The sequence below is a fragment of the Rhizobium sp. AB2/73 genome (assembly GCF_020871915.1).
In the GTDB taxonomy this organism is placed as follows: Bacteria; Pseudomonadota; Alphaproteobacteria; order Rhizobiales; family Rhizobiaceae; genus Rhizobium; species Rhizobium dioscoreae.
In genome coordinates this window covers 201339-227861 of sequence record NZ_CP067073.1, presented here as the reverse complement: position 1 = coordinate 227861, position 26523 = coordinate 201339, and the positions used below count along the sequence as shown (strand labels likewise).

The 26523-nt window shown below is 58.3% G+C and carries 29 protein-coding genes and 3 pseudogenes; 13 read left to right on the top strand and 19 right to left on the bottom strand.

The annotated features are described in order from the left end of the window. Positions 1 to 750, top strand: coding sequence for a GntR family transcriptional regulator (locus tag I8E17_RS27010; protein WP_069614178.1), 750 nt, complete (start codon positions 1 to 3; stop codon positions 748 to 750). A gap of 107 nt (positions 751 to 857) precedes the next feature. On the opposite strand, the gene I8E17_RS27005 is transcribed toward I8E17_RS27010, so the two are convergent. From I8E17_RS27005 to I8E17_RS26965, 9 genes and pseudogenes are all read right to left on the bottom strand, one after another. Next, positions 858 to 1061, bottom strand: a complete 204-nt coding sequence (locus I8E17_RS27005; RefSeq protein WP_162751088.1) for a hypothetical protein — start codon at positions 1059 to 1061, stop codon at positions 858 to 860. Beyond that, positions 1058 to 1957, bottom strand: coding sequence for a carbohydrate ABC transporter permease (locus tag I8E17_RS27000; RefSeq protein ID WP_069614176.1), 900 nt, complete (start codon positions 1955 to 1957; stop codon positions 1058 to 1060). The genes I8E17_RS27005 and I8E17_RS27000 overlap by 4 nt, the downstream gene beginning before the upstream one ends. A 15-nt stretch (positions 1958 to 1972) precedes the next feature. Then, positions 1973 to 2908, bottom strand: a complete 936-nt coding sequence (locus I8E17_RS26995; protein WP_069614175.1) for a sugar ABC transporter permease — start codon at positions 2906 to 2908, stop codon at positions 1973 to 1975. Positions 2909 to 2976: 68 nt separating this feature from the next. Continuing rightward, positions 2977 to 4290 (bottom strand): ABC transporter substrate-binding protein, encoded by a 1314-nt coding sequence (locus I8E17_RS26990; protein ID WP_069614174.1) that lies wholly within the window; start codon positions 4288 to 4290, stop codon positions 2977 to 2979. Positions 4291 to 4444: 154 nt separating this feature from the next. Then, positions 4445 to 5512, bottom strand: a complete 1068-nt coding sequence (gene ugpC / locus I8E17_RS26985; protein ID WP_069614173.1) for a sn-glycerol-3-phosphate ABC transporter ATP-binding protein UgpC — start codon at positions 5510 to 5512, stop codon at positions 4445 to 4447. A 152-nt stretch (positions 5513 to 5664) separates the two neighbouring features. After that, positions 5665 to 6408 carry a FadR/GntR family transcriptional regulator gene (locus tag I8E17_RS26980; RefSeq protein ID WP_069614172.1) on the bottom strand — a complete coding sequence of 248 codons (744 nt, stop codon included), beginning with the start codon at positions 6406 to 6408 and terminating at the stop codon, positions 5665 to 5667. A 186-nt stretch (positions 6409 to 6594) separates the two neighbouring features. Beyond that, a pseudogene (locus I8E17_RS26975) lies at positions 6595 to 6790 on the bottom strand (transposase); the annotation flags it as partial. A gap of 66 nt (positions 6791 to 6856) precedes the next feature. Next, the gene (locus tag I8E17_RS26970) at positions 6857 to 8383 is read right to left on the bottom strand and encodes a SulP family inorganic anion transporter (RefSeq protein ID WP_069614171.1); all 1527 of its coding nucleotides are present in this window, start codon (positions 8381 to 8383) and stop codon (positions 6857 to 6859) included. A 4-nt stretch (positions 8384 to 8387) separates the two neighbouring features. Then, positions 8388 to 9077: a carbonic anhydrase gene (locus I8E17_RS26965; protein WP_069614422.1), complete on the bottom strand. Its 690-nt coding sequence runs from the start codon at positions 9075 to 9077 to the stop codon at positions 8388 to 8390. Positions 9078 to 9683: 606 nt separating this feature from the next. Between I8E17_RS26965 and I8E17_RS26960 the strand changes: the two genes are divergently transcribed. The 8 genes from I8E17_RS26960 to I8E17_RS26925 all read left to right on the top strand — a co-directional run bounded on the left by I8E17_RS26960 (position 9684) and on the right by I8E17_RS26925 (position 16915). After that, positions 9684 to 9953 carry a hypothetical protein gene (locus I8E17_RS26960; protein ID WP_069614169.1) on the top strand — a complete coding sequence of 90 codons (270 nt, stop codon included), beginning with the start codon at positions 9684 to 9686 and terminating at the stop codon, positions 9951 to 9953. A gap of 447 nt (positions 9954 to 10400) precedes the next feature. Further along, the gene (locus tag I8E17_RS26955; RefSeq protein ID WP_069614168.1) at positions 10401 to 11234 is read left to right on the top strand and encodes a formate/nitrite transporter family protein; all 834 of its coding nucleotides are present in this window, start codon (positions 10401 to 10403) and stop codon (positions 11232 to 11234) included. A 181-nt stretch (positions 11235 to 11415) separates the two neighbouring features. Continuing rightward, positions 11416 to 12996: an ATP-binding protein gene (locus I8E17_RS26950; protein ID WP_069614167.1), complete on the top strand. Its 1581-nt coding sequence runs from the start codon at positions 11416 to 11418 to the stop codon at positions 12994 to 12996. Further along, positions 12989 to 13645 (top strand): response regulator transcription factor, encoded by a 657-nt coding sequence (locus tag I8E17_RS26945; protein WP_069614166.1) that lies wholly within the window; start codon positions 12989 to 12991, stop codon positions 13643 to 13645. The genes I8E17_RS26950 and I8E17_RS26945 overlap by 8 nt, the downstream gene beginning before the upstream one ends. A gap of 77 nt (positions 13646 to 13722) precedes the next feature. Continuing rightward, positions 13723 to 14091, top strand: a complete 369-nt coding sequence (locus I8E17_RS26940; RefSeq protein ID WP_113366191.1) for a response regulator — start codon at positions 13723 to 13725, stop codon at positions 14089 to 14091. A gap of 246 nt (positions 14092 to 14337) precedes the next feature. Beyond that, positions 14338 to 14505: a hypothetical protein gene (locus I8E17_RS26935; RefSeq protein WP_162750874.1), complete on the top strand. Its 168-nt coding sequence runs from the start codon at positions 14338 to 14340 to the stop codon at positions 14503 to 14505. Positions 14506 to 14598: 93 nt separating this feature from the next. Beyond that, positions 14599 to 15846, top strand: a complete 1248-nt coding sequence (locus I8E17_RS26930; RefSeq protein WP_069614165.1) for an oxalate decarboxylase family bicupin — start codon at positions 14599 to 14601, stop codon at positions 15844 to 15846. A 775-nt stretch (positions 15847 to 16621) separates the two neighbouring features. Next, positions 16622 to 16915, top strand: a complete 294-nt coding sequence (locus tag I8E17_RS26925) for a hypothetical protein (RefSeq protein ID WP_083258243.1) — start codon at positions 16622 to 16624, stop codon at positions 16913 to 16915. Positions 16916 to 17082: 167 nt separating this feature from the next. Here I8E17_RS26925 and I8E17_RS26920 read toward each other — a convergent pair whose 3' ends face one another. Together I8E17_RS26920 and I8E17_RS26915 are read right to left on the bottom strand one after the other, a co-directional pair. Further along, positions 17083 to 17598 carry an NUDIX hydrolase gene (locus tag I8E17_RS26920; RefSeq protein WP_069614164.1) on the bottom strand — a complete coding sequence of 172 codons (516 nt, stop codon included), beginning with the start codon at positions 17596 to 17598 and terminating at the stop codon, positions 17083 to 17085. 30 nt (positions 17599 to 17628) lie between these two features. After that, positions 17629 to 17952, bottom strand: a pseudogene (locus tag I8E17_RS26915) (substrate-binding domain-containing protein); the annotation flags it as partial. Between the two features lie 427 nt (positions 17953 to 18379). Between I8E17_RS26915 and I8E17_RS26910 the strand changes: the two are divergent. Together I8E17_RS26910 and I8E17_RS26905 are read left to right on the top strand one after the other, a co-directional pair. Beyond that, the gene (locus I8E17_RS26910; protein WP_069614420.1) at positions 18380 to 19045 is read left to right on the top strand and encodes a DUF47 family protein; all 666 of its coding nucleotides are present in this window, start codon (positions 18380 to 18382) and stop codon (positions 19043 to 19045) included. Next, complete coding sequence (locus I8E17_RS26905) at positions 19045 to 20049, top strand: inorganic phosphate transporter (protein ID WP_069614162.1); 1005 nt, start codon at positions 19045 to 19047, stop codon at positions 20047 to 20049. The genes I8E17_RS26910 and I8E17_RS26905 overlap by 1 nt, the downstream gene beginning before the upstream one ends. 32 nt (positions 20050 to 20081) lie before the next feature. Here the strand turns inward: I8E17_RS26905 and I8E17_RS26900 are convergent, their stop codons facing one another. From I8E17_RS26900 to I8E17_RS26865, 8 genes and pseudogenes are all read right to left on the bottom strand, one after another. Beyond that, entirely contained in the window at positions 20082 to 20267 is a 186-nt protein-coding gene (locus I8E17_RS26900) for a hypothetical protein (RefSeq protein WP_069614161.1), read from the bottom strand. Between the two features lie 36 nt (positions 20268 to 20303). Further along, complete coding sequence (locus I8E17_RS26895) at positions 20304 to 20459, bottom strand: hypothetical protein (protein WP_162711858.1); 156 nt, start codon at positions 20457 to 20459, stop codon at positions 20304 to 20306. 143 nt (positions 20460 to 20602) lie between these two features. After that, complete coding sequence (locus I8E17_RS26890) at positions 20603 to 21160, bottom strand: cytochrome c (RefSeq protein ID WP_069614160.1); 558 nt, start codon at positions 21158 to 21160, stop codon at positions 20603 to 20605. Positions 21161 to 21241: 81 nt separating this feature from the next. Continuing rightward, positions 21242 to 21466 (bottom strand): annotated as a pseudogene (locus I8E17_RS26885) (four-helix bundle copper-binding protein); the annotation flags it as partial. 75 nt (positions 21467 to 21541) lie between these two features. Continuing rightward, the gene (locus I8E17_RS26880) at positions 21542 to 22333 is read right to left on the bottom strand and encodes an amino acid ABC transporter ATP-binding protein (protein ID WP_069614159.1); all 792 of its coding nucleotides are present in this window, start codon (positions 22331 to 22333) and stop codon (positions 21542 to 21544) included. After that, positions 22330 to 22998 carry an amino acid ABC transporter permease gene (locus I8E17_RS26875; protein ID WP_069614158.1) on the bottom strand — a complete coding sequence of 223 codons (669 nt, stop codon included), beginning with the start codon at positions 22996 to 22998 and terminating at the stop codon, positions 22330 to 22332. Before I8E17_RS26875 ends, I8E17_RS26880 begins: the two co-directional genes overlap by 4 nt. Next, positions 22995 to 23636, bottom strand: a complete 642-nt coding sequence (locus I8E17_RS26870; protein ID WP_069614157.1) for an amino acid ABC transporter permease — start codon at positions 23634 to 23636, stop codon at positions 22995 to 22997. Before I8E17_RS26870 ends, I8E17_RS26875 begins: the two co-directional genes overlap by 4 nt. 97 nt (positions 23637 to 23733) lie before the next feature. Then, positions 23734 to 24561 (bottom strand): transporter substrate-binding domain-containing protein, encoded by an 828-nt coding sequence (locus I8E17_RS26865; protein WP_069614156.1) that lies wholly within the window; start codon positions 24559 to 24561, stop codon positions 23734 to 23736. Positions 24562 to 24788: 227 nt separating this feature from the next. Between I8E17_RS26865 and I8E17_RS26860 the strand changes: the two genes are divergently transcribed. Beyond that, positions 24789 to 25532: a UTRA domain-containing protein gene (locus tag I8E17_RS26860; RefSeq protein WP_069614155.1), complete on the top strand. Its 744-nt coding sequence runs from the start codon at positions 24789 to 24791 to the stop codon at positions 25530 to 25532. Next, a complete protein-coding gene (locus I8E17_RS26855; RefSeq protein ID WP_069614154.1) occupies positions 25529 to 26470 on the top strand; it encodes a LysR family transcriptional regulator in 942 nt (313 codons plus the stop codon). The genes I8E17_RS26860 and I8E17_RS26855 overlap by 4 nt, the downstream gene beginning before the upstream one ends. Positions 26471 to 26523 lie beyond the last annotated feature (53 nt).

Genomic DNA, 26523 nt, shown 5'->3' with positions numbered 1-26523 from the left:
ATGCTTCCGAAGGGCGTAATCATGGACACCGTCGAAAGGTTCGGCAGATCCATCGTGGAAGGCGATTGGCAACCCGGAGAGCAGTTGCCGCTGGAATCTGAACTCGCCTCTCGCTTCGGTGTCGGAAGAAACGCCTTGCGGGAAGCCGTCAAAGTCTTGGCAGGCAAAGGATTGATCAGGACCGCGCGCCGCTATGGGTCCCGCGTCGCCATGAAGGAAGAATGGAACGGGCTGGATGCTGACATCATCCGCTGGAAACTTAAAGATCGCAAATCGCACGCCATGTTTCGACGTGAAGTCGCGCAATTGCGGGAGCTTATTGAGCCCGGCGCCGCATCCATGGCTGCTCGAAATGCGACGGCCGAAGAGAAGCAGCACATTCATGCACTTGCAATGGCCATGCAAAATCTTCCGACGGCCGCGGCAATTGAGCAAGACATCGCCTTTCACCTCGCGGTCCTGCGAGCAAGCCACAATAGTTTGTTACTCGGCATAGGCAGATCGCTGGAGATCATGCTTCGTACCCTGTTCACGGCGGATCTGACTTTGCACGATCGCGATCTCGTTTATGATCCGAACCCGATCATTCATCTGGCGCTCGCCAATGCCATCATGGGAGGCTTCGCGGACGAGGCCCGTCATATCGCCATGGCGATGATAGCTCGCGGCGCCGAGGGCGCGGACCGTCTCGATCATCGGTCGATTGCTGCACCAGAGCCACCCGCGGGAGACCAGCCCAATTCGATCTGACTGCCAGGTGATAGAATCTTCGGATGCACCCACCCGCCTAGAATACGTTATAGATGGGATTTATAAAGTTCGAGCACTCGTGAAGATATGCGGGGCCGTCCCGTCGCTTAGCCGATCTGCGTCGAGAATCCGCGCTTGTCTGCAATCTTATCTCCAAGTGCACAAAAGGTCTTCATCTGCTTGTCGGCATCGGCAAGATGATTGGGCGGCCGATAGCGTCGGCATTCAGACGAAGGCCACGCCGAGGCTGAAGACGTGATCGACGGCACGGGGTTGATACCGCCGGAGGCACGCTGCTGGAGCGCCATCATTCTTTCACGGCACCGGTCATCGACGAGACGTAGTAATCGACGAAGAAAGAGTAGAGGATAACGACCGGCAATGAACCAAATAAAGCGCCGGCCATGAGCGAACCCCACTCAAAGACATCGCCGCGAACCAATTCCGTCAGTACACCAACCGGAATTGTTTTATTTTCCGACGATTGAATGAAGGTAAGCGCGTAGATGAATTCGTTCCAGGAGAGCGTAAACGCGAAGATGCCGGCCGAAATCAGCCCAGGCACCGCCAGCGGGAGGATAATTTTGACAAGGATCTGCCAGCGGCTGGCGCCATCGACCAGCGCGCTTTCTTCCAGCTCGAAGGGTATCGACCTGAAGTAGCCCATCAACAGCCATGTGCAGAAGGGAATGAGGAAGGTGGGATAGGTGAAGATGAGCGCAAGTCTGGAATCGTAAATTCCAAGCTTGAAGACGATGAACGCCAGGGGAATGAACAGGATCGAAGGCGGAACGAGGTAGGCTAGAAAAATCAGCAACCCGATCGAACGAGAGCCGGTAAAACGCACGCGTTCGATCGCGTAGGCGCCAAAAATCGATGCCAGCAGCGACAGCGCCGTCGATCCCACCGCCACCAATATCGTGTTCCAAAGCCAGCCCGGATAGGAGGTCTCGAAGAATAGGTACTTGATGTGATCGAGCGTCGGCCCCACGACCCAAAAGGGGCTGTAGTTATTGTAGTCGGTCAACTGTGCGTTTGGCTTGATGGCCGTTATGGCCATCCAGTAGAAGGGAAATAGAAGCACGAAGACGAAGACCGCCATCGGCAGGTAGAGCATGACGATACGGCGAGGCAGGCGGTTCAGATAGCCCATGCCTTGGATGTCGTCGGTCAGAACGGGATTGGCCGTCTCGGTTTTGATGGTCATGGCGTCCTCCCGGTCTCAGTCTTGTCCGCCCTGCTGCCATTTGCGGCGCTGCAGCCCGAAAAAGCTGAACATGATGGCGGCGAGCAGGAACGGGATCATGGCCACCGCGATTGCCGCGCCCTCGCCGAGCTGCCCGCCCGGGATGCCACGCTGAAAAGACAGTGTCGCCATCAGATGCGTCGCGTTGACCGGCCCGCCCTTGGTCAGCACATAGATCAACTGGAAATCCGTGAATGTGAACAGCACGGAGAACGTCATCACGACGGCGATGATCGGGGTCAACATCGGTAGCGTTACATAACGGAAACGCTGCCAGCTTGTGGCGCCATCAAGCGATGCCGCCTCCTGCAGCGAAGCAGGGATAGTCTGCAGGCCGGCAAGCAGCGAGATCGCCACGAAGGGAATACCGCGCCAGACATTGGCGATGATCACCGAGATCCGCGCATTGGTCGGATCGCCGAGGAAATTGATCGGGCCATGGATCAGGCCGATCTTCATCAGGGACCAGGAGATAATCGAGAACTGGGAGTCGTAGATCCACCAGAATGCCAATCCCGAAAGCACCGTCGGCACCACCCAGGGCAGAAGCACGATCGCCCGGAAGAAGGATTTGAATGGCAGGTGCTGATTGAGAAGCAGTGCCAACCAGAGGCCCAGGACGAATTTCAGGATCGAGGCGATGAAGGTGTAGAGCAATGTATTGAAGACCGACAGCCAGAACACGGAATCATTGGCCAGGAATTGATAATTCTCCAATCCGATAAAGCTGCCGCTGCGCCCGATCCGCGTGTCCGTGAAGCCGAGCCAGACTCCAAGTCCCAGCGGATAGGTGAGAAAACAAACCAGAAAGATGGCCGCCGGCAACATGAAGAGGAAGCCGAGCATATTGTTGTTCTGCATGAGCGATCTGATCGGGCCGCGGGTCGTATCACTGGATGTCACGGTCGACATGGCTTTATCTCCTGATGGACAGTCGCAGCATGCCGTCGCGCCGGCATGCTGCAGGTCTTCGCGGGCGATCAAACCTTGTAGTAGCGGTTTGCGCGGCGCTCAGCCTCTTTCATCGCATCCTCCGGCGTCATCTGGCCGGTCACCGCGGCCGCGAACATATCGACGAGCACGTAATCGGCCATCACGCCCGCCGAAGCATAGCCCAGCGGACCAGCATAGCCGTTCGGGCGCAGCGTTTCCGATGCGCGTGCATAGGGTGCGTGGACGGGATCGGCGGTCCAGACGGGATTGTTGGCAAAGGCCTTCAAGGGTTGGCAGCAATAGGCGCTCGATCCTTGGATCCAGGCGTTCATCTGATCGCCTTCCATCATGAACTTGATATAGGCCTTGGCTGCTTCTGGATATTTGGTATGGCTGAAGAGAACCAGCGAGCTCGTCTGGTGCAGCTCGACACTCTTGCCGACCGGACCGATCGGGAAGTTCGTGGTTCTGATATCGGCCGCGATTTCGGCGAGCTTCGGATCTTTTTTGGCTGCGTAATAGACCGAAACGCCGTTTGCGATCAGCGATACCTGCCCGGCAAGGAAGGCCCGGTTGTTGTTGATGTCCTGCCAGCTTTCCGTGCCGGGGATGAAGGTCGCATAAAGATCCTTCGCATAATGGATCGCGGCGAGGGCTTCAGGGCTGTTGATGGTTACCTTGCCGCTTTCGTCCACCATCTTGCCGCCATGGCTCCAAAGTAGCCAATGGGCGTAGTTGTTGCCGTCACCGACCGCCTTGCCATGCGGAAAGCCGGCGGGCGTGCCTTTGGCCTTCATGGCCTTGCAAAGTTCGAGGAACCCGGCGGTGTCCTTGGGGAATTCGCTGAAGCCGGCCGCCTTTACATGGCTGTCGCGATAAACGACGGCATTGCCGATCGCTGTCAGCGGCATGGCGATGAACCTGTCGCCGCGGGTTGCATAACCGCGCACGCCGTCATACCAGCCGCCATATTTGTTGCCGAGGTAGTTGCCGAGTTCCGTCAGGTCGACGAGTTTGTCAGGATACTGATGAGCATCGTCGAACCAGCACATGACCATGTCGGGGCCGGAACCGACATTGGCGGCGACGGCGGCCTTCGGTCGGATATCTTCCCAGCTTTCCTTGTCGATACGAACCTCAACGCCCGTCGTCTCGGTGAATTTCTTGGTATTTGCAAGCCAGGCATCCTCGTCTCCCTTGACGAAGGGGGTCCAGCGAAGCAGCCGGAGGCTCGCGCCCTTCTCGGGCGTGTAGCTGGGTTCGGCTTGAGCGAAAGATGGGCGTATTCCGAGCGGTGCGAGGCCGGCGATCCCGGCCGCTGCCGCCGATGCGGCAAGAAAGTCACGTCTCTTGAATGGCATGATACTCCTCCTTTGAAAACGGGAGCAAATTCCCCCGGCGCCCACCTTCCCGTTTGGTGGACGACGACTATCGCATTCGAACCGGTCGAATGCTTCCGCATCGATAAGGTGAGCAGGAAGACTCCTCTTCTTCCGGCTCCCCACCGAAGCGGCATCAAATCGTCAATCTCTGACCGCTTTCCGCGTCGAAGAGATGGACATGCGGCACATCGATGGAAATGCGCAGCGTATCTCCGGGTTTGGCATTGATCCTTTCCCGGAAGATGCAATTGACATCGCTGCCGCCGAACCGAACCGTCATCTGCGTCTCATAGCCTGTCGGTTCGATCACGATGATTTCCGCAGGCAGCCCATCAGCATCGAGCATGATGTATTCCGGACGCAACCCATAGACGAGATCCCGACCCTTTGCGCCGGCAGGCGGATTTGCAATGGGCAGGACGGTTCCATCCGACGCGATGAACCGGCCATTGCTCTCCGAATCGAGGCGGCCTTTGATCATGTTCATCGCCGGCGAACCGATGAAGCCCGCGACGAAAAGATTGGCAGGCGTGTCGTAGAGATCCAGCGGCTTACCTACTTGCTCGACGACGCCATCATGCATGACGACGATCTTGTCGGCCATCGTCATGGCCTCGATCTGATCATGCGTGACGTAAACGGTCGTGGTGCCAAGACGTTGGTGAAGCTCCTTGATTTCCGCGCGCATGGCGACGCGGAGCTTGGCATCAAGATTGGAAAGCGGTTCGTCGAAGAGGAAAACCTGGGGATCGCGCACGATCGCCCGGCCCATGGCGACACGCTGACGCTGACCGCCGGACAGCTGGCGGGGATAGCGGTCGAGAAACTTGGTCAGACCCAGGATTTCCGCCGCTTTCTTGACACGCTGATCCATGTCCGCTTTCGGCGCGCGTTTGAGCATCAGCGAGAAAGCCATGTTCTGTGCCACAGACATATGCGGATAAAGCGCATAATTCTGAAAGACCATGGCTATGTCGCGGTCGCCCGGTGCCACTCCATTGACGACGCGGTTGCCGATACGGATCTCGCCGGCGGAAATATTCTCGAGCCCGGCAAGCATTCTCAGGAGCGTGGATTTTCCGCACCCGGACGGTCCGACCAAGATCACGAATTCACCGTCCGCTATCTCGATGTTCACGCCCTTGATAACGGGGAACGCCCCGAATGATTTCCTGACATCGACAAACTCGACACCTGCCATAAAAGTCCCTCCCAGAACCTTTCACTTTGCTGACCTGCGGTCATCCCCCCTCCGAGACATTACCGCCGGAACGCATTAATATCCCCCACAGCCGACCGGCATCTTTGTCTCCCTCGCATTCATGTCAGTCAAATCCCCTCATGCTGGTCGGATCAGACCGGATTGTCGCTCGCCAGTTGGACCTTGGTTGTATCGTAAATACGTGTCAGATGATGCTCGAACGCCGCGACGACGGCGTCGCGATCATGGCGAGCGAGCGCCTCGAAGATCGCCAGATGATCGAGGTAGCTCGCCTCAATGGCGCCCGGCTTGGCCATGGCGTGGCGGCGGTAATTCATCATGTAGGTGTATAAATCGGTGACGAAAGCCGCCAGCAGCGGGTTTCCGCAGGCGCGATAGATGGCGACGTGGAATTCGCGGTCGCAGATCAGGAAACGCATCGCATCGTCGCCTCCGAGACGCTGAGCCTCCAGCAGGGCCTGCAGCTTTGCCAGAGTGACGTCATCGATGCGCTCGGCGGCATCGCCGACAACCTTGAGTTCGATATGAAGACGCGCGGCGTGGACGGAGTCCAGATCGTAGCCGTCAATTGCATTGGAAGAGGCAATCGTCACGGTAATGTGACTGAGATCGACCTCGCAGACACGACTGCGGCTGCCATGTGAAACCTCGATGATGCCCTGGGCGGCGAGCGCCTGAATCGCGCCACGCACCGTTTCGCGGCTGACATGAAGAACATTGGCCAATTCACGCTCGCCAGGTAGCTCGTCTCCCGGTCGCAACATATTGGTAGCGATCAGGACCATCAGCTTCTCGGCGATGACACCACGCGCCGTTCGGCGGGCAAGGCTCCGCGCGATATTCGGTACCTCGGTCAAGATCGGACTTTCGTCCATCGCGCCCCCCGGTCCACTGGTTGGTCCAGCAGATCAGTTAATTAAAGATCGTTGAGGAAATCAGTCAAGACAAATTCGTTTGCCACCGCCGACACGGAGTCTAACTGTTGGTTCCACGATCTGTCCGGAAGTGAAGTGCTCCCCGAATTTGGGCCAGCGGGCGCTGGAATTTTCCGGGGTTAGGGCTCAAGTCGGCGGGGGTGCCGATGAGCCATTCATGAGCGAAATCGGAACCTTGTTGCCGATGGCGCTGTGTGGCCGGAACTCGTTATTTACGCCAATCCTCCATCTTCGAACGCGCGTCGTCAAGGGACATGAACCAATGAGCGTTCAGGCACTCGGCGCGAAACTTGCCGTTAAATGACTCGATGTAGCTGTTGTCCCCGCCGCCTTGCCCCGGCAAGGGGCAAGGGCATGGTCGTAAGATAGCAGATATCTTATCCACCGATCAGGCAAGTTCCTCTGACAGCCTTTCAAAGATCGGTTTCAGCCTCCGATGGCGTCCGAGCGGCGGATGCTCAATTTCGACGAGGCGCCCCGATTTCTTCTGCCGTTTCAGCCACTCACGCAAGGTTTCGGCGCTCGTATGGTCAAGGTAGTGCAGACGCGTGCCCGCAATCCTGATCTTGCGACCCTCGGGAAGCGTTTCCAGCATATTGAGCAGGGTGGGAACGTCCTTGCATGTCGCCACGCCCACGAGGTCGAGATGGATGGTTTCATCCTCCTCCAATCTGTCGATGGCGAGCTTGCGGCGCAGATATGGAAGGATTTCCAATATGGACAGCGCAAGGCCGAGTGCCACGCCCACGAGCAGGTCCTGAAGCACCACCATAGCCACTGTCGCGCTCCAGATCCCGACAGGGACCCAGCCGTGATGATCGAAGAGGTGCCGGACATGATGAAGACTGATCAGCCGCCATCCTGTCACCAACAGTACCGCCGCAAGCGCCGTCAGCGGCACCATTGCGAGCAGCTGCGGCAGAAACGCCACGAGCCCGAGGATCCAAACACCATGCAGCACGGCCGACGCCCGCGAGCGTGCGCCCGCCTGAATATTGGCGGACGACCTGACGATGACACCGGTGATGGGCAGCGCACCCAGCAGACCGCAAAGCCCGTTGCCGATACCCTGCGCAAACAGCTCCTTATTGAAGCGGGTCCGCACGCCATCATGCATGCGATCGACGGCGGCGGATGAGAGCAGCGTTTCCGCACTGGCGATCACCGCGATGACCAGCGTCGTCATGATGATGCCGGGCTCGACCATCCTGGCAAAGCCATCCAGCGTCGGCGGTGCAATGCTTTCGATAAGGGAGGACGGCACCTCCACTCTTGCGATTGGCAGCTGCATGCCAACCGTCAATATCGTACCGGTCGCAACCCCCACCAGGGCACCGGGTATCAGCATCAGTGGCTTCGGCCTGAATTTCTCCCAGGCGATCATGGCCAGCAAGGAAATCAGCCCCACGAGGAGAGCGACTGCTTCACGCGTCAGCCCCGCGCCCCATACGCGAGCAAAGGTCTGCTCCATGGCAGTGACGTTCTCGATGCCTCCGGCAGCCGGCCTTGCCCCCATCAGCACATGGATCTGGCCAAGAATGATGAGAATGCCGATCCCGGCGAGCATGCCGTGGACGACGGCGGGTGAAATCGCCCGGAACCACGAGCCGATCTTCAGGAATCCGGCAAGGACCTGCAGTAAACCCGCAACGATGAGAACCGGCCCGAGCATGGCGGTGCCATATTGCTCGACGAAGCCGAAGACGATCACGGCAAGGCCAGCAGCCGGCCCTGATACCTGAAGCGGAGATCCCGCCAAAAGGCCGACGACGAGGCCGCCGACAATGCCTGAAATGAGGCCCATCGCCACCGGAACTCCTGACGCCACCGCAATCCCGAGGCAAAGCGGTATGGCGACCAGGAATACGACAAGCGAGGACGCGAAGTCGCGTGAAAGAGCAGAGCTTGACATCATAGGCCTACTCCGCAGCTTGCGGGATCACATGCGGGCGACCACGACCCTTAACCGCGACAGGCATGGGCCTGTCCTCAAGGATTTCCGTGAAGCGAGCGGCCGTACCGTCATAGACGAGCACCTCCCCCGTCTCGATATCGAAGAACCATCCATGCAGGGTGATGTCGTTGGTCGCAAGCTTGGCGGCGACGGAAGGATGCGTGCGCAAGTGGTCGAGCTGAACGACGACGTTTTCCATCGCGATGGCGCGAACCCTTTGACGCTCGGACAGGTCGACGGGGTAGGCCTCGCAAACGATCGAATGGGCGGCATGACTGTGCTTCAGCCAGGCGGCGACATTCGGCATCGGTTTCAAAAGATCAGGATGGCAAAGCCCTTTCATCGCACCGCAATCGGAATGCCCGCAAACGATGATATCACGAACGCCGAGTGCTACGACCGCATATTCTATTGCCGAAGACACACCGCCATTCGCCGTGGAAAAGGGAGGAACGATATTTCCGGCATTGCGGCAAACGAAGAGTTCGCCGGGGCCGGATTGCGTGATCGTTTCAGGCATGACCCGGCTGTCGGCGCAGGAAATCATCAGCGCTTGCGGCTGCTGCCCCTCCTCCGCCAGCTTGCGATAAAGTGCCTGATGGTCGGGAAAGACGGCACCGCGAAAGCTGGAGATCCCTTTAAGCAAATCACCCATTGTCGAGTCCTTGTGATGGGCCGGACGGCAGGCAGGGGGCGTACCCATGCCCGGCGGGTTGGAATGCGCGATCATTTCGCAAGTGCGAGATAGGAACGGGAAATGGGAAGAAAATAGCGAATGCAGAATTAGCGTAGCCTAATTTATAAAAATCTTGTGAGTGGATTGTGAGATCCTTTCAGTTGACCCCCGGCGCATGTGTCGTGGCGGCAGGAGCCTCGCAGAATCTGAGGGATCATCAAAAGGAAAGCGGATAGCGACACCCATTGAGAGCTCTCCTGCTGGAGAGCAGGCTTCGCGGCCTCGGCGGACACTATGAATGCGCGGCCGATTTCCAATTATACGCGATCAGAGACGGAAAACTCGTTAGCGGGCAGATCGTCGCCGCCTACGTATTCGGTTGGCGACGATTTCTCCTCTTACGCTTTGAGGACAAGGCGTCTCCATTCCTATGAGCACGGGCGAACAGACCTTTCACGAGTTCTAGGGCCTAAGTCCTTACTTGGTTGGGACTTTGGTCCGTGTTCACGACCAACGCTTATAGCATACAAAATTCAAGGCGCAGGTTAGTGTGCCCCTGCTGTGTGTAAATCGGAATTGAAAGACATGAAAAGAATCGTAATCGCGGCGCTGGCGCTCGCAACGACCTTGGCCGCCTCGCCGGCGTTCTCACAGGTCTACTTTGAATACGGAGTTGGGCCTCGCTACGACTATGATCCGCCGCCGCCACGCTATTATCGCGATCCGCCAGCCTACGCATATGATGGATACTATGACGGCCCGCGCTACAGGTACCATCGCCGGTGCTGGACGGAGAGGCGCTATGGTTACCGCCATCATCATCGGGTCGTCGTGCGCGAAACCGTCTGCGAGTAGCCGGCGCGGAAGAAACCAGCTCTTGTTCCGCCCATGTTCGGCGCTCCACGCAAGTGGTAGCATTCACAGCACTGCCATTCAATGATAGATTGAGCTGCGCAAGTCACTGAACTCCAGTTCACCCCTACTCGCGCTTTCAATAGTGCTCCTGTTACCGCCCTGCCTGGCCCCACCTGGCAGGGCAATTTCTTCAAGGTAATCGGAACCTTGGTTAGGCAACACAGTTTATTTGCGGGTGATCTTTCACTCGCGTCACTTAGCCTTCCCACAAAGCTAGGCCCGACCTTCCATCGGGCTATTTTGTGTCCCGCCATTGGTCGCCGGAGTGTTACTGAGCTTGTCCACCCTAGACCTAAGTATGATTCAGCTCGGCTGCGTGCAGGTCTAGTTTCCTGCATCGGCAAGCCAAGCGCACGGGTCGATCCGGGCAGGATGCGAGGGTTCATCATGTACGAGGATACCATTGTCAACTTCGCCGAGTCCGGCGAACACAAAGCACTTCTCGTGCGCAGGCAGTTCCTTGCCTTCCTCGTCGGGGCGGCGATGGCCGGCGCCTATATCGGGTTCGGTGACATCCTCATGTTCACAGCCGGCGCGCATGCGGATGCGGCCTGGGCGCATTTAATCATGGGCGCGGTCTTCTCATCTGCCCTGACGATCGTGGTGTTCGCCGGTTCCGAGCTCTTTACCGGAACGGCCATGTACATGCCGCTCGCCGTGCTGACGCGGCGTGCAGGTCTTTCGGACATGCTCCTCGTCTGGTGCGCCGCCTGGATCGGCAACCTGATCGGCGCGGCGATCCTTGCAGGGCTATTCCACATGGCGGGTGGCGGCGTGCTGCTGGGCGATGGAAGTCAGGAATTCTTTTCGGTCGTCTCGGCGAAGATGTCGGCAAGCGGGCTTGAGCTGCTTGCTCGCGGTATCCTGTGCAACTGGCTGGTCTGCCTGGCGATCTGGATGGCGGGGCGCACCGACAATGCGGCCGCGAAAATCATGCTGATCTTCTGGCCGATCACGATTTTCGTTGCGGCTGGATATGAGCACTCCGTCGCGAACATGTTCACCTTCGCTATGGCTTTGATGGGTGATCATCCCGCGAACATCACTCTTGGCGGCGCGGTTCACAATCTGGTCTGGGTCACGCTCGGCAATCTGATCGGCGGTTCGATCTTCATGGGCTTGGGTTACTGGGTCCAGTTCCAAAGCAGCGGCCATGTTTCATTCGCGCCGGCTCCCGCGGCTATCCGGGCGGAGGTTTCGGCCAAGCGGAACCAAAAGTGAGCACCGCCAAGCCAATCAACTCGACAGCACAAGCCACAGCCGACTGATTGAAAGCTTTCCGGCTAGACGATAACTTGCCATCAACGTTATCGTCGCTTCCACTCAGCCGGACCACACCTATGTACGAGTTAAGTGGTGTCAGTAGTAGGATATGCTTGCGGCCAACCAGGCTGAGGGAACTATGTCCATAGCGCCGTTATTGCTTCGTGCCCGCGATCCAGGCCAGGGCCACAACCTCGCCTTCGGCATCGTTGCGATCACCCTTGCTGCCATTATCTTTTACATCGATACCTATACCGACATCGAGGGCGCGATTGCGGTCCTCTATGTCGTCAGCATGTTGCTTGCCGCTCAATCGATGACGCGCATTGGCCTACTTATCATCGCAGCAGGATGCGCCGCTCTCACGCTTCTCTCCTATGCCATGACGCATGGCGAGGAAGCAGATTTTCAGGAGACGCTTCGTCTGTTCGGGGCGCTCGCTGCATTGTCCGTGACGACGTTGTTGCTCCTGAAAACTGAGACAGCGCGTCTCAATCTGCTTTCAACTCATTCTGCACTCTCGGAAAGCGAGGCAAGATATCGCTCGATTTTCGATCGCACGCGCGTTGCGCTCTGGGAGCGCGATTTTTCGAAGCTGCGAAGCTATCTGATGGACGTCAGGGCACAGGGCGTTGTCGACATCAAGGCTTACGCGCGAGTCAACCCGACCCTGATCGATCATTGTGGCAGTCTCATCAAGGCGGTGGCGGCAAACCAGGCCGCGGGCGAATTGCTGGGTGCAAAATCCTCCGGCACAGGGATTCCACAGCGGGCCCTTATTACCGGCCAGGAGAAGTTCCTTGATATGCTTCAGGCGATCATGGATGGCGACGGAACTTTCGAAGACAAGGTCGAGGTGCAAACCGACGAGGGGGAGAACAAGCTCGTGCTGCTGAGCATTAGCCTCCCGGAGGACCCTGCCGCCTTCGGCCGTGTCGTCGTCAGCATGGTCGATATCACACAGCGCGAATTGGCCCTGAGGGCCCGGGCCGAGGCCCAGGCGGAATTAACCAAAGCATCGAAAGCCGCGATCGCTGGCGCGATGTCGGCCTCGCTTGCTCACGAGCTCAACCAGCCGCTCGGCGCGATCGTGATCAATGCGCAGACGCTATTGAGATGGCTCGACCGCGAACCGCCGGATCTCCCCGCCGTGCGACGCTCGGCCGAAAGAATGATCCGCGACGGCCAGCGGGCAAGCGAGTTGATCCACAATGCGCGCCGTGTGCTTTCTTCGTCAAACAACGATCTGGAGAGCATCGATTTGAGCAGTCTGATTGACGAAACTCTAGCTTTGATGGAGCATGAGCTTCAGCAGAGCAAGACGGCCGTGCTTGTCGACTGCAGCCCTCATATCCCCGCCGTAGTGACAGTGAAAATCGAATTGCAGCAGGTATTGATCAATCTCATCACGAATGCCATTCAGGCAATGGATGAAGCCGGATGCCACGAACGGAGCGTCAAGATAACTGTGGCTCGGCCGGACACCGAGCATGTCTGCATTATCGTGCGCGACACCGGGCCTGGGATCGGCGACGATGTGAAGAGCAAACTCTTCGCGCCATTCTTCACCACCAAGGCGACCGGCATGGGTATGGGCCTTTCGATTTGCCGCAGCACGCTGGAGGCTCGCGGCGGAAGCCTCGATGGAGCCAATCACCCTGAAGGCGGTGCCGTTTTCGAAATGCGCCTGCCGATGAGGCCGGAGACCGAGCATGCCTGACCAGCGCAAGTTACAAAGGGAACCGTCCGAACCCGTGGTCTTTATCGTCGATGACGATCTATCGATGCGAGAAGCCCTTGTGGATCTTTTCCGATCGATGAAGTTCGATGCGCAGGCGTTTGAGAGCGCGGCAGCGCTCATGGAAGTGGCCAGCTTCAATCGCCCCGGCTGCATTGTCCTTGATGTCCGGCTGCCTGGCCTCAGCGGACTGGATTTTCAAACGCAGCTGGAGCGCCTTGGCTGCAAGATGCCCATCGTGTTCATGACCGGATTCGGAGACATACCGATGAGTGTGCGGGCGATGAAGGCCGGCGCCGTCGATTTTCTGACCAAGCCTTTCAAGGATCAGGACATCTTGGATGCGGTGGCGGCGGCGATGGAACGCGACGCCGCACGCCGGCGCCAACATGCGCAGAGCGAAGCCATCGCCTTGCTTGCGGAACATCTGACGCCACGCGAACGCGAGGTCATGAAGGCTGTGGTCACGGGGTTGATGAACAAACAGATCGCCCACGAGCTTGGCATCAGCGAGGTCACGGTTAAACTGCACCGCGGCAATGTCATGCGGAAGATGGAAGTCCGCTCGGTTGCCGAGCTCGTCAGGAAAGCCGAAATCCTGGGCGAAAGCATACGGCCACCTGTCTCTTAGTATGATATCATTCAGGCAAGCTTGGGCCCATAAAGCTCACCATGATCGCCGGAATGCAGTCAGAAAGGGTCGCTTCGTTGCCGCCGACACCTACCATAGCCATCGTCGACGACGACGACACCATCCGAGAAGCGATGGATGACCTGGTCAAATCCTGTGGTTACGAAAGCCGCTTATTCGCGTCGGCCGAGGAGTTTCTCGCCTTCGAACCGCGTTCGGCAATCGACTGCATGCTCGTCGATGTGAAGATGTCTGGCCTTAGCGGAATCGAGCTGCAGGCTGAATTGAACAGGCGCTCAGACCGGCCGCCCATGATCTTCGTCACCTCCTACAAGGATGAGCGGACACGAAAAAGAGCCATGAACGGCGGCGCCGTTGCAGTCCTCGGCAAACCGGTCGATGTCGAAAGACTCATCGGATGCCTCGAGTCCGCACTCGGCCATTGACGGCCGGAAGGCAATCGAAAGGCGACCTGCCCTCTTCGGACTGATCCGGCCCCTTGCAATCATCCATCTGCTGATCGTGTCGACGCGTCACCGTGCTAGCGCGGAGGCTGACCAGCGCGCGTCGATATCTTGTATTCGCTGATAGGCATATACCTTTTGCGAGACCTGGCTAGACCTAGGTATAGATGTGCGGTTGCCCCTGCGGTTGTAGCCTCTTGTCATCATATTCGTCGACAGGAGGAGACGATGTCCGGACTTGAAGCGAAGCATGCCGTCTTGGCCCTTCTTGGGAACGGTGTCACCGGCTCGACTTCGATCAATCTCGAAAACGCCATTGCTCCGATGCGCCGTTCGCCCCGGGTCGCAGTGGCGATCCCTCGTATTCGTATTGGCGTCTACGCCGTCGGCAAGTGACGCCCTAGCAGCCGTCAGGCACTCGCTCTTCGAAGCAATAGCTCAAGCCTCGGCGGACTATCACCATCCATTCACGTCAAGGGAGTAATAGCAATGGAATCTCTATCGAGACGCTCGGTCCTTGCCCTCGGAGCCATGGGAAGCGCGGCGCTTGCGGCCGGTGCCGCCCAGGCGGCCACCTTCGGCAATCCCGATCAGCCAGCCGAGGGCGCGATCAATGCAAATCCGGCTAGCCTTTCGGATCCCGGTCCGAGGAACCCGGCACTCGGCGAACAGTTCCCCTCGTTCCAGAGCCCTCCGGCAACCGATATCGGCGACATGCAGCTCTTCTGGGGATCCTTCAACAACGCCGCCAAGCGTATCCAGAACGGCGGATGGGCTCGTCAGCTCACCAAGGCCGATTTCGCCATCTCGGAAGCCGTGTCGGGCGTCAACATGCGTCTTGGCCCAGGCGGCGTTCGCGAACTGCACTGGCACCGCGCGGCCGAATGGGCGATCATGACCAACGGAAGCTGCCGCATCACCGTTCTCGACGCACAAGGCCGCGCCTATGTGCAGGATGTGGGAGTGGGCGACCTCTGGTATTTCCCTGCCGGCTTTCCGCACTCATTGCAGGGGCTCGGTCCTGACGGCTGCGAATTCGTGATCGTCTTCGACCAGGGTGATCAGTCCGAATACAACACGCTGCTTGTGACGGACTGGTTTGCGCATACGCCGCCGGAATTGCTTGCCAAGAACTTCGGCGTCCCGCAAGATACCTTCAAGAACATCCCGCTGCAGGATCTATGGATCTTCCAGGGCAAGGAACCCGGCCCGCTTTCCGCCGATCAGGATGCCGTTGCCTCGGGCGGCCTGCCGCCCTACCCCTTCACCTACAGGCTGACCGCTTCAGCACCGGTGAAGCAGAACGCTTCCGGCATTCTCCAACTTGCCGACAGCAGTGTCTTCAAAGTCTCCAAGACGATCGCCGCTGCCATCGAGACGATCAAGCCCGGCGGCGTGCGCGAAATGCATTGGCATCCGAATGCCGACGAATGGCAATATTGGATCAAGGGCGAAGGCCGCATGACGGTTTTCGATGCTGGTCCGCGCAGCCAGACCGCCGATTTCCGGCCGGGTGATGTCGGCTACGTCAAGAAGAGCCAGGGGCACGTGATCGAGAATACCGGCAAGACGGATCTGCAATTTGTCGCCGTCTTCAAGGTGCCGGAATATCAGGAAATCGGCCTGTCGTCCTGGCTGGCCCATACGCCGCCGGCGCTCGTCGCACAACATCTGAATGTCAGCCTCGCCGACATTGCAAAGTTCCCCGCCGATCAACCGGGCATCATGCCGCGCTAACACCCGAGTGGTCGCGGCGCAATCAGGCGCCGCGACAGCTTTTCCATTATGCCTTCCCGACGGGAGCGGGAAAAAAGATTCTGTCGCAAATCGGTATTGCGCGTGCGGATGGGAGCCATGCACCGGGGCTCAAGCAGCGCGCACGCTTGCCGAATATTCATTACAGGCCCGCGCCAGATCGCAGGCTTCGCCGGTGTCGCCGAAATAAACGCCCGGCGCTGATAGCGAAAGGACCGCGGACTGGTGTCGTTGTCGTCCATTACAGTTAAGGACCGGTCCGAATCCATTTGGGAAGTGGAGCACCGCGACTTTGGAAATGCCGCGACGTTCCATCGCGGCAGCGAAGGCCGGCGGCACCAAATGTTGATGAATGTCGATGCGTCCGTGTTTTCGATCAGGGTCAGTGCAGCCTGAAGGGTGACTTCCTGGTGGCGCTCTGGTTCCAAGAGGTCATCAAGCTCACCCGAAATCCGTCGCTGGGATAGCCGTTTCGATTTCGGCGTGCTTAGACGAAAAGGAATGAGGTCTCATCTTGGAAATCGGCTGAGGTGCTCATGGATAATTTTCCAGTTGCCGTCCTCGTTCCGCAAGGCCGCTGTAGCACGACCTTACCCTCAAGGCGCTTACCGGCGACATCCGCCTTTCAGCGAAATCCATGGATGCCGCTGAAAGGCGGATGATCTGCTCGACAGCAATCCAGCGCATGTGCCATGCACATTTGGTTCCAAAGTATCGATGGGATATCTAGCGGCGACGGTCACTGGATGGAGGATATATGTTCAAAGCGGTCTCTGACAGCGCTGCTGCCGCCGATGGAGGATCACTGGCATTGTTTGTGGAACGACTTGATGGAGAATTGGAACAATTCGTCATCAATCGTTCCTTCGCTTCGCGTGGGACACCCGCCTATAACAAGGTTTCATCGAACCTTCGGTCTCTCTCCGCAGACAATTGCCGGGCAGTCGCTGCCGCTCTTGAACCTCTCTTGGCAATAACCCCATCGATTCATCCATTGGCGGATTTCATCGAAACGCTTAAGAGACAGTCCAAAGAAACAATCCAAGACTGAGAACGAAGTGATTGAGGTGACTGCAGGCCGGCGCGGAGGCTGAGGCAGTGTCCACGAACCTGAACTATAGAAATTGTTCAGGTAGGCTGCGGGCGAGAACATTCCGAAGTCTGTGTGATCAGATGTCGGCCAGGACCTGTGGTCCTGAAGATTTTGATTTTCAACGTTTATTTTCGCTGAGGCCTAAAGTTGATGAGCAGAGATTTGAGCTCAATTTCACGTACTCGTCTAGCCGCCTCGTCGAGGCTGACCCAATCGATCCGCCGCTGGCCTCGCTCCTTGAACTCATTCCGGATCTCTTTCACTTCCACTTGAAACAGGTCAACGACGCATGGCACGACTTTTCCGTCGTCAAGTTCCTTCAGATAGGTATATCGCCCGATCGGCGCTCTTCTCACCTTGCCGCGAACACCAGCTTCCTCCCAGGCTTCGATGGCGGCTGCCTCGTGAGGCTCCTTGCCTTTCATGGGCCAACCTTTCGGCACGATCCAGCGCCCGCTTTCACGCGAGGTAATCACCAGAACTTCGATCTCGTCACCGCCCTCCTTGTAGCGAAAACAAAGCGCGCCATATTGGTTTCGAAACGCACTGGAAAACAGCTGTTCCGGCGTGCGTGCCAGCTGTTGCAGCAGGTGCTTTGATTTGGGGAATGTTGGCTTGCCGCTGTCTTTTTTTGATGTCATGTCATTCAACTTATCAGCCTATCCAGCGCCCTATACTCCTCTAACCGAGCTTCCCCACGCCAATTCGGCGTGCAATGTTACGGAATGGCCTTCGAGCCTGTCCGATGACGGGCTCTCGCCCAGCCATGTCACAGCCTGCCGTGCGATTGCCACCACGGGCTGAGCAAAGGTCGTCAAGTCATAGAACGAGCATGAGGCCTGTTCAATATCGTCAAAGCCGACGACGCAGAGCTGATCCGGGATCGAAAGCAAAAACTGGTGCCGCGCCGCGTCCATGAGGCCGCAAGTCAGCAGATCGGCTGCACAAAACACCGCGTCCGGTCGTTCGCTTCGGATCAGCAGCGACCTTCATAGGCTCGCCTTCGATGAATCTTCTGAAACCTGCCGAAACAGCACAATTGCGCTTTCGCCTGACAGCCGCCTTGGCGGCGCCGACATGACGGTCGGCGTCCGGCCCAAGGATCTTCACCTGGCCGGCGGCGCGATCGATGCGGCTTTCAGCGCGAAAATGCGCATCCAGGCGATGGAGCTCGTCGGGGCGGAGAGCTACGTCTACGCACTCTGGCGGACAAACCATCCTCTTTCGAATTTCGGGGCGGTCTCGGATCGCAATGCACACCGAATGCGTGGTTACCGCTTCCAGGGGAGCCTGTATTTCTTCGACGGTCAACGGGAACAGATTAGACCGCGCAGTTCAAATCTTGTGATGAGGCTGTCAGAGAGCGTCGTTTTGCGGATGTCTCGGCTTTCCATGTCGGGCCTCGTCATTTATGACGGATTTATGACAACGCCGTTTGGAGTGCGGAAAGTGAACTGGTTTCGTAGACTGATGCCGAGAGAAGACCGTTTTTTTGATCTTTTCTCTCGACATTCGCGCGCGATCGTCAGCGCGGCGGAAGCTCTGAACGAATTGCTGGCTGGCAAAAACACGGAGCAGCACTGCCAGCGCATCGTAGAGCTCGAGAACGAGGCTGATGACATCACGCGCGAAGTTCTGCTTGCCACTCGGCGCAGTTTCATCACGCCCTTTGACCGTGGCGACATCAAGGATCTCATCATGTCAATGGACGATGCAATCGACATGATGCACAAGACGGTCAAGACGATCCGGCTATTCGAACAGGACAGCTTTGATCCCGGTATGCAGGAAATGGGCAAGGCGATCGTCGAGGCTGCAAAACTGGTAGCCGAGGCAATCCCTCTCCTCGATCGCATGAGTGCCAATTCTTCTCGCCTCAGCGCGCTCACCGAAGAGGTCGTAAAGGTCGAGGGCCGCTCCGATGAGCTACATGATCAAGGTCTAAAAGATCTCTTTCGCCGGTATGGCGGCACCAATCCAATGGCGTACATCATCGGCAGCGAGATCTTTGGTGAATTGGAGAAGGTCGTCGACCGTTTCGAGGATGTCGCCAATGAAATCAGCGGCATCGTAATCGAGAACGTCTGATGGAGGCCACTCTCGCTTTCCCATTGCTGGTGGGGCTCATCGCGGTGGCATTGTTCTTCGATTTTTTGAATGGGCTGCACGATGCCGCCAATTCAATTGCCACCATCGTCTCGACCCGGGTCCTGCGACCGCAATATGCCGTGTTATGGGCCGCATTCTTCAATTTCATCGCTTTCCTGTTCTTCGGGCTCCACGTCGCCGAAACCCTCGGCACCGGCATTATCGATCCCAACATCGTCACGCCACAGGTCATCTTCGCCGCCCTGATGGGGGCGATCATATGGAATATCGTGACCTGGGTACTGGGCATCCCATCAAGCTCATCGCATGCTCTGGTCGGTGGCCTCGTCGGTGCCGGCGTGGCGAAGATCGGCATGGATGCCATTGTTTGGTCCGGCCTGCTGAAGACGGCCGGTGCCATCGTCATGTCGCCACTGCTTGGCTTTGTGCTCGCGCTCTTCCTCGTGCTATGCGTGACATGGATATTCGTTCGCCAGACGCCTTTCGCCGTCGACAGCACCTTCCGCGTCCTGCAATTCGTCTCCGCTTCTCTCTACTCCCTCGGCCATGGCGGAAATGACGCCCAGAAGACCATGGGCATCATCGCCGTACTGCTCTACTCCCAAGGTCATACCGGAGCGGAGTTCCACGTACCCCTGTGGGTGGTGTTATCCTGTCAGTCCGCGATGGCGCTCGGGACACTGTTTGGCGGTTGGCGGATCGTGCACACGATGGGCTCGAAGATCACCAGGCTCAATCCAATGCAGGGATTTTGCGCTGAGACCGGTGGCGCGTTGACCTTGTTCGCCGCGACATGGCTTGGCATCCCGGTCTCGACGACCCATACGATCACGGGCGCAATCGTCGGTGTCGGTGCCGCACGGCGGATCTCGGCCGTTCGATGGGGATTGGCGAGCAATATCGTCGTCGCATGGATAATAACCCTGCCCGCGGCAGCTGCTATCTCGGCAATAGCCTACTGGATCACGCGCTGGGTGGGATAGACCCGCCAAGCCCTATTGCGCAACCGCGAGGCTCAGTCCCCTTGCCCGCCAGTATCGTCCTTCTGCTTGCTTTTCTTGGAAGACGGCTTCTCTCCCTCTTTCATGGCCGGTGGGATTGCCGGCCTTTCCACCGCACCGGTCGCGCCCTCGGTCTCCTCATATTTCCCCGGTCGCGAGCGAGGGGGATCCGCCGTCTCTTCATGCTTCCGCTTCGTCATGACAGCCTTTCCCACGTGATCATCCGCCGGACGGAACTATTTCCGCTCGAGATGGTTCCCAAGCATCGTCTGGATGATCGGAAGATTGGCATTCCGGATCTCGAATGCGACGTTGCAGTTATCGATGCCGGGAGCATGGGTCTGTAGGCAGAAGAAGCGCGCGACGCGCTGGTGCAAAAAAAACGCGCTCATCGACGACTGCCTTGCAGGCATGACGTGCCCCACCGTCACGAGTTGTGCTCGAATATCGACCCGTTGAATGATCGACCCGCAATCTACCTCGGTTCGGCGTCAATAGACTCAGGGGTGAGGAGCCGGCGCTATCGTCCGACGCCTCACGGGCTTGCCCTGAACCTTGCATGGCAGGTCGTGCAGGTCTGCAACATGAGGTGAAAGACGTGCTCCGCAGACATAGCCGACAGCTCCTGCTCGCTTGCGGCATGAGTGCCGAACGGGCCGCCGCCCATGGCTTCTCCGGGCTTCATACGCATGCTGGCCGACATCGGTCCGGGGTTATTCTGCGCGGCGGCGTCGAGCGCGACGGCATAGTCGCGCAGGTCTTTCGCGACGCGGTCGAACCGCTCGCGCTCCTCAAGAATGTTCGGCATGGCCTTTGATTGTGGGCTGACCGTCTCCGATGCAAAGTGGCCGGAGAGAATGGTACCCGATCTGTCGCGGATAGTGTCTGCCGCCCATTGGAACTCGGCGGCCCTATAGCTTACCGGATCCTTGAACATGCCGGAGATCGTCTTTGCCGCCGCGGCCATGGCCTTCATATCAGCTTGCCGGAGCGCCACGGCATCCTCGGTTGCTGACGCCGAAGCCACTGTCACGAGGACCGCTACCACGGCGGAGAGCAGTCCGAATATGTTTACGAAAAGCGTCCGTCTCAAGGCTGCATTCCGAATCCCTCATGCTGCTTGCTATGGATATCCCCTCTCTTTTGGGCAGCAAGAGGGCGCCCCCTCCCCTGATCACGCCGGCATTTTACGGCGGCTCTCGGCACAGCGGCGGCAGGCACCGACATAGCCGCGCATCTCGCCTATCCGCTCGCAATCCTCCGCGCATTGGGCACAGATTTGGGCACATTTCCGGCAGACATGTTTGTAGCGCTCCGAGCCGGTCAGCATGAAATGTGCAGACGTCGGGCAGCTTTCCACGCAAGCCATCATCAACTTGAAGCGCGGCCTGGTGTGCTCTGTGCGAGCCGCCGGCCCCAAACACCTCCACCGGAGCAATAACCCGGCCTGGCTCAAGCCGTCCTTGAGGCGACATCAGAGCAACATCGACGCGCCCCGGTCGAGATAGGTATCGAGGAATTGCTCTAGGCGAGGATTTCTCGGCTTCTTGAAGACCTCCTGAGGTGGCCCGCTGAACAGCACCTTGCCGTGATCGAGAAAGATGATCTGCTGGCCGACGGTCGCGGCGAAACCGATTTCGTGCGAAACGACGACCATGGTCATGCCCTCGGCCGCCAGGTCGCGCATGACGTTCAGGACTTCGCCCGTCAGTTCCGGATCGAGGGATGAGGTCGGTTCATCGAACAGCATGATCTTCGGCTTCAAAGCGAGGGCGCGGGCGATCGCCACGCGTTGCTGTTGTCCGCCGGAAAGCTGCGAGGGATAATGCCCTGCTCTCGCCTCGAGCCCGACCTTGACGAGTTGCGCCATGGCCGCATCCTCGGCCTGCTTACGGCTCATCTTGTGAACCGTCTTCAAGGCCTCGCTGACATTGCCGAGCGCCGTCATATGCGGCCAGAGATTGAATTGCTGGAACACCATGCCGATCTGGGCGCGGATCGAACGATTGGTAGTCGCCGAGACACGTTCACGCCGTCCTTGAGCATCCTCGGTGAAGCCGAGGACCTCGCCGTTGATGGAGATCGTCCCGCGCGTCGCCTCTTCAAGAAAAGCCATGCATCGTAAAAGCGTGCTTTTGCCCGAGCCGGATGGACCGATGAGGCAGGAGACCTGTCCCGGCTCGATGGCAAGATCGATACCGTGAAGGACCGTGGTCTCTCCGAATGTCTTGATGAGATTCCTGACTTCTATAGCGGGGACGCTCATGCGTTGAAAAACCTGAATCTGGAAAGTTTCGTTTCGGCAAGGTTGCCAAGCCAGCCGGTGACTTCGACGAGCACCCAGTAGAAGAGCGCCAGCGCGGACAGCGCCTCGACGAAGGCATATTGCTGCGATCCGATCGCACTGAGCGTCGCCGTCAATTCCGGCACGGTGATGATGGAGAGGACCGCCGTCTCCTTCATCAGGATGACGGTCATGTTCACGCAGGGCGGCAGCACCAGCATCGTCATCTCCGGCAGGAGAATGCGCCTTATGATCTGCCCGCGCGTCAAGCCGACGCATTCGCCAGCCTCGATATGGCCTTTCGGCACGGCGCGAAATCCGGAACGGAAGATTTCGCTGAAATAGGCCGCGCCATAGATCGAAATGCCGATCAGTCCCGCCGGCACGGGATCAAGCTCGAGGCCGACGAAAGGGCCGCCATAATAGACGAGGAAGATCTGGATGAGAAACGGCGTGCCGCGCAGCACCGCCACGACGGCACCAAGCACCTTGTCGACGACCACGCCGCCATATTGCCGGGCGACCGCCATCAGGAAGCCGATAATGGCAGCGGCGATGGTGCCCACGATCCAGATCATGATCGTGACGCCGGCACCGCTGAGGATGGCAGGCCATTGGCCGATGAGGACGTTGATATCGAAGGTCATCGCGCTACCCCCGGCAATCTGCTTTCGATCAGGCCGCCGGCAAGCGCCACCACCCAGTTGATCACGAGATAGATGAGGCCAGCGGCCGCGAAGATCTGCAGCGGCAGGAAGGTGCTGCCGGCAAGATCCTGGGCCATGCGGGTGAGTTCGACGATGCCGACAACGGAGACCAGCGACGACGCCTTCAGGATAAGGATCGCCTCATTGACGAGAGCTGGGAATGTGAGACGCAGCGCGATCGGAACCTTGATGCGGCGGAAGATCTGGCGTGGTGTCAGCCCGACCATTTCCGCCGACTCCACCAGGCCCAGCGGCACGCTGGCAAAGCCGCCACGCAGGTTCTCTGCCTGGTATGCGGCCGTGCAGAGCGACAGGCCGATGATGGCGGCAACGATGCTCGGCACGTTGAGGCCGATAGCCGGAAGCAGATTATAGATCAGCAGCAATTGCACCAGCAGCGGCACGCCGCGGAAAAAGCTGATGAAAAACTGGGCAGGTCGCACGAAAAGGCTACGCCCCGTCAGCAACATTCCCGAAATCAGGATCGCAATTGCAAAACCGATAAGGATCGACACAAAGCTGATCGTCACCGTGTAGATGGATGCCTGCAGAAGCAATCCAAAGAGCTCGATGGACATTGTTAAGTGTTCGCCCGCGTGGTGACCAGGAAGCTGGGATCTCGCTCATCGGCCGTGCCCGGCAGCAAAGCGGGCACGGCCGATTTCCGAGGGCTGATCAGAATGCCGGGTCCTTGACGGCGTCAGGCGTGTCGAAGCTTGCGCCGAACCACTTCTTCTGCAGCGTCGCCATGCGGCCGTCAGCCTTGATCTTCAACATGGCTGCATCGATGGCGTCCATCAACGGTGCGTGATCGGCGTCCTTCAAGCCGATGAAGCCGAAATAGGACTTCTTGCCGAAGGGCGGCAGCACGACTTCGAACGTGCCTTCACGCTGTTTGGCGACGAATGCAATATTCGGCAGCGAGTTGGCAACGCCGGCGATACGGCCGGCTGCGAGATCGGCATAGGATTCGGTAAAGGCTGGGTATTCGCGGATATCGGCTTTCGTCGGCAGTGTGTCGGAAAACTCCTTCAGCTGATCGAGCTGCGCCGTCGCCTTGCCGACGCCGATCTTCTTGCCGGCGATGTCTTCGGGCTTGTTGATCGTCTTGTCACCGGCCTTTTTCAGGATCGCAATGGTTGCTTCGGCCAAAGGCGGCGTGAAGCGATAGCGCTCCATGCGCTTCTTGGTGATCGTCGCTGGGCCGGCAACGACGTCGAACTTTCCAGCTTCAAGCGCCGGGAAAACGCCGTCCCATGGCAGGGTGACCCATTCGATCTTCACGCCAAGTTCCTTGCCGATCTCGTCGAAGAGGTCGACGTTCAAGCCGACATGCTTGCCTGCATCGATGAAATCGAATGGGGCAAAGGCCGTCTCGGTGCCGACCTTCAGGGTACCGGCGGCCTTGACGGCGGCAAGCGTGTCAGCCGCATGGGCCGAAATCGTTGCGCCAAACAAAAGTGCGGCGCCAACCAACCCCTTCAGAAGCGAATTCTTCCTCATGTCTTTCTCTCCAGTTTTGTGCCCTTCCTTGGAAGGTTCAGGTTCCCCAAGCGTTGTCCCGTCCGGCCGATTTTTATGACCTTTTGTCTATACAAATAGATACAGCCTCGCCTACACTGTCAAATACAAAACATAACGAACGCAAGAATTATGCCGCATGATGCCCGATGGATTTGGCAGACGCGGTTTCCACGGACACTGAATTCATTGCCGGAGCAAGGCGAGCGTTGGTCCCAATTCATCAGAGAATTCTGAAGGATATAGAAAGCAAGATCATGAGCGGCATTTGGCCGCCGGGGCACCGAATACCCGTCGAGCATGAGCTGCTGAAAGAGTATCGATGCTCCCGGATGACCGTGAACAAGGCGCTTTCGACCCTGGCGGAGCGTGGCATGATCATACGCCGCCGCAAGCTCGGTTCCTTCGTCGCCTCGCGGCAGATCGACCGCACCGTGATGGACATTCAAGATATTTCCACGGAAGCGGAGTTGGCGGGACACGAGCATAGTCACACGATGCTGATGCGGAAGATCGAGAGGCTCGATGCCGCCACCGCGATGCGGCTCGGCGAAACCATGGGGGCGGAAATCCTGCGGCTCCACTGCCTGCACGCGGTCGACGGCAAGGCCAATACGTTGGAGCGGCGCATCGTCATGCTGGACGTAGTGCCATCTGCAAGAACAGAGAGTTTCGCTTCGGTCCCACCCGGTAAATGGTTGCTGGACATGGTGCCCTGGTCGAAGGCCCGGCATGTCATTCGCGCCGTCTCGGCCGATGCCGCGACGGCGCGTCTGCTTGAAACCGAACGCGGCGAAGCCTGTCTGACACTCATCCGTCAGACATGGCAGAGCAGTCGCACGGTCACCTATGTCGAGTTCATCCATCCCGGCGATCGCTTCCAGTTTGCCGGCGACTTTTATCCGAATGAGAGAACCGTCACCGACCAACCGTCGCGGGGAGATGCCTCTTGAACGAGAAACACATCGGCAGGACTGCTCCGCTCAAAGGCTTGCAGGCCTTCGAAGCCGTCGGCCGTTGCGGCAGCGTGAACGCGGCAGCTTTGGAGCTGAAGGTTTCGCCCGGAGCGATCAGTCAGCAAATCCGCAAGATCGAGAGCTTTCTCGGCGTCACCTTGCTCGAGCGCAATGGTCGCACGGTGGAACTCACCCAATGGGGAAGGCTCTACCATCAGGAAATATCGAAGGGATTCGAGCAATTCGCGGTTGCTGAACAGGTCCTGGAACGGGCACGCAACGAAAATGCGCTTGTGCTGAGCGCGCTATCTTCGGTCGTCAACAAATGGATTGGGCGGCGAATCTTCGACTGGCAGGCCCTGCATCCAAACGCGCATGTCAGGATCGTCGGCCGCGACAAGGAACCGCGCATGGGATTCGACGACATCGATTTCCGCATCAGTTACGGATCGGACGTACTGCAGCATGAACATTATGCGGAGCTGTTCCGCGATTGGGTGGTTCCCGCCTGCTCACCGGCATTGATCAAGGGCAAGGCGCCTTCCGCGGCGCAACTTCTTCAATATCCACTCCTGCATGTCGAATGGGAGAGGCATTTCACGCCCTATCCAAGCTGGCTTGAATTCGCCGCGAAGACCGGGGCGGCGCTCGAGGAAACCGCCGCGGGCCTTTCCTTTACCCTCTCCAGCAGCGCGATTGATGCCGCCGTCAACAAGCGCGGCGTGGTTCTCGCGCAGATGTCGATGATCGCGGATGAACTCGAGGCGCAGACGCTGGTCATTCCTATCGACATACGCATTCCCTTGCGCGAAAGCTATTTCCTCGCCTGGGATAGGGCGGCCTTGGAAAAACCCCACGGACGCCAGTTCCGCGATTGGCTTCTCACCATTTCTCGCCAGCAAGCCCTCATGTCGGCACCGACATCGACATTTTAGAAAAACTAAAACGGAACTCAGCTCCGCGATATTGATGAAATTTTGCGCCTGGC

What these genes read in the sequence shown, in the direction of transcription:
- I8E17_RS27010 (WP_069614178.1), top strand. Translation starts at nt 1, where the DNA reads ATGCTTCCGAAGGGCGTAATCATGGACACCGTCGAAAGGTTCGGCAGA.
- I8E17_RS27005 (WP_162751088.1), bottom strand. Translation starts at nt 1,061, where the DNA reads ATGATGGCGCTCCAGCAGCGTGCCTCCGGCGGTATCAACCCCGTGCCG.
- I8E17_RS27000 (WP_069614176.1), bottom strand. Translation starts at nt 1,957, where the DNA reads ATGACCATCAAAACCGAGACGGCCAATCCCGTTCTGACCGACGACATC.
- I8E17_RS26995 (WP_069614175.1), bottom strand. Translation starts at nt 2,908, where the DNA reads ATGTCGACCGTGACATCCAGTGATACGACCCGCGGCCCGATCAGATCG.
- I8E17_RS26990 (WP_069614174.1), bottom strand. Translation starts at nt 4,290, where the DNA reads ATGCCATTCAAGAGACGTGACTTTCTTGCCGCATCGGCGGCAGCGGCC.
- ugpC (WP_069614173.1), bottom strand. Translation starts at nt 5,512, where the DNA reads ATGGCAGGTGTCGAGTTTGTCGATGTCAGGAAATCATTCGGGGCGTTC.
- I8E17_RS26980 (WP_069614172.1), bottom strand. Translation starts at nt 6,408, where the DNA reads ATGGACGAAAGTCCGATCTTGACCGAGGTACCGAATATCGCGCGGAGC.
- I8E17_RS26970 (WP_069614171.1), bottom strand. Translation starts at nt 8,383, where the DNA reads ATGATGTCAAGCTCTGCTCTTTCACGCGACTTCGCGTCCTCGCTTGTC.
- I8E17_RS26965 (WP_069614422.1), bottom strand. Translation starts at nt 9,077, where the DNA reads ATGGGTGATTTGCTTAAAGGGATCTCCAGCTTTCGCGGTGCCGTCTTT.
- I8E17_RS26960 (WP_069614169.1), top strand. Translation starts at nt 9,684, where the DNA reads ATGAAAAGAATCGTAATCGCGGCGCTGGCGCTCGCAACGACCTTGGCC.
- I8E17_RS26955 (WP_069614168.1), top strand. Translation starts at nt 10,401, where the DNA reads ATGTACGAGGATACCATTGTCAACTTCGCCGAGTCCGGCGAACACAAA.
- I8E17_RS26950 (WP_069614167.1), top strand. Translation starts at nt 11,416, where the DNA reads ATGTCCATAGCGCCGTTATTGCTTCGTGCCCGCGATCCAGGCCAGGGC.
- I8E17_RS26945 (WP_069614166.1), top strand. Translation starts at nt 12,989, where the DNA reads ATGCCTGACCAGCGCAAGTTACAAAGGGAACCGTCCGAACCCGTGGTC.
- I8E17_RS26935 (WP_162750874.1), top strand. Translation starts at nt 14,338, where the DNA reads ATGTCCGGACTTGAAGCGAAGCATGCCGTCTTGGCCCTTCTTGGGAAC.
- I8E17_RS26930 (WP_069614165.1), top strand. Translation starts at nt 14,599, where the DNA reads ATGGAATCTCTATCGAGACGCTCGGTCCTTGCCCTCGGAGCCATGGGA.
- I8E17_RS26925 (WP_083258243.1), top strand. Translation starts at nt 16,622, where the DNA reads ATGTTCAAAGCGGTCTCTGACAGCGCTGCTGCCGCCGATGGAGGATCA.
- I8E17_RS26920 (WP_069614164.1), bottom strand. Translation starts at nt 17,598, where the DNA reads ATGACATCAAAAAAAGACAGCGGCAAGCCAACATTCCCCAAATCAAAG.
- I8E17_RS26910 (WP_069614420.1), top strand. Translation starts at nt 18,380, where the DNA reads ATGACAACGCCGTTTGGAGTGCGGAAAGTGAACTGGTTTCGTAGACTG.
- I8E17_RS26905 (WP_069614162.1), top strand. Translation starts at nt 19,045, where the DNA reads ATGGAGGCCACTCTCGCTTTCCCATTGCTGGTGGGGCTCATCGCGGTG.
- I8E17_RS26900 (WP_069614161.1), bottom strand. Translation starts at nt 20,267, where the DNA reads ATGACGAAGCGGAAGCATGAAGAGACGGCGGATCCCCCTCGCTCGCGA.
- I8E17_RS26895 (WP_162711858.1), bottom strand. Translation starts at nt 20,459, where the DNA reads ATGAGCGCGTTTTTTTTGCACCAGCGCGTCGCGCGCTTCTTCTGCCTA.
- I8E17_RS26880 (WP_069614159.1), bottom strand. Translation starts at nt 22,333, where the DNA reads ATGAGCGTCCCCGCTATAGAAGTCAGGAATCTCATCAAGACATTCGGA.
- I8E17_RS26875 (WP_069614158.1), bottom strand. Translation starts at nt 22,998, where the DNA reads ATGACCTTCGATATCAACGTCCTCATCGGCCAATGGCCTGCCATCCTC.
- I8E17_RS26870 (WP_069614157.1), bottom strand. Translation starts at nt 23,636, where the DNA reads ATGTCCATCGAGCTCTTTGGATTGCTTCTGCAGGCATCCATCTACACG.
- I8E17_RS26865 (WP_069614156.1), bottom strand. Translation starts at nt 24,561, where the DNA reads ATGAGGAAGAATTCGCTTCTGAAGGGGTTGGTTGGCGCCGCACTTTTG.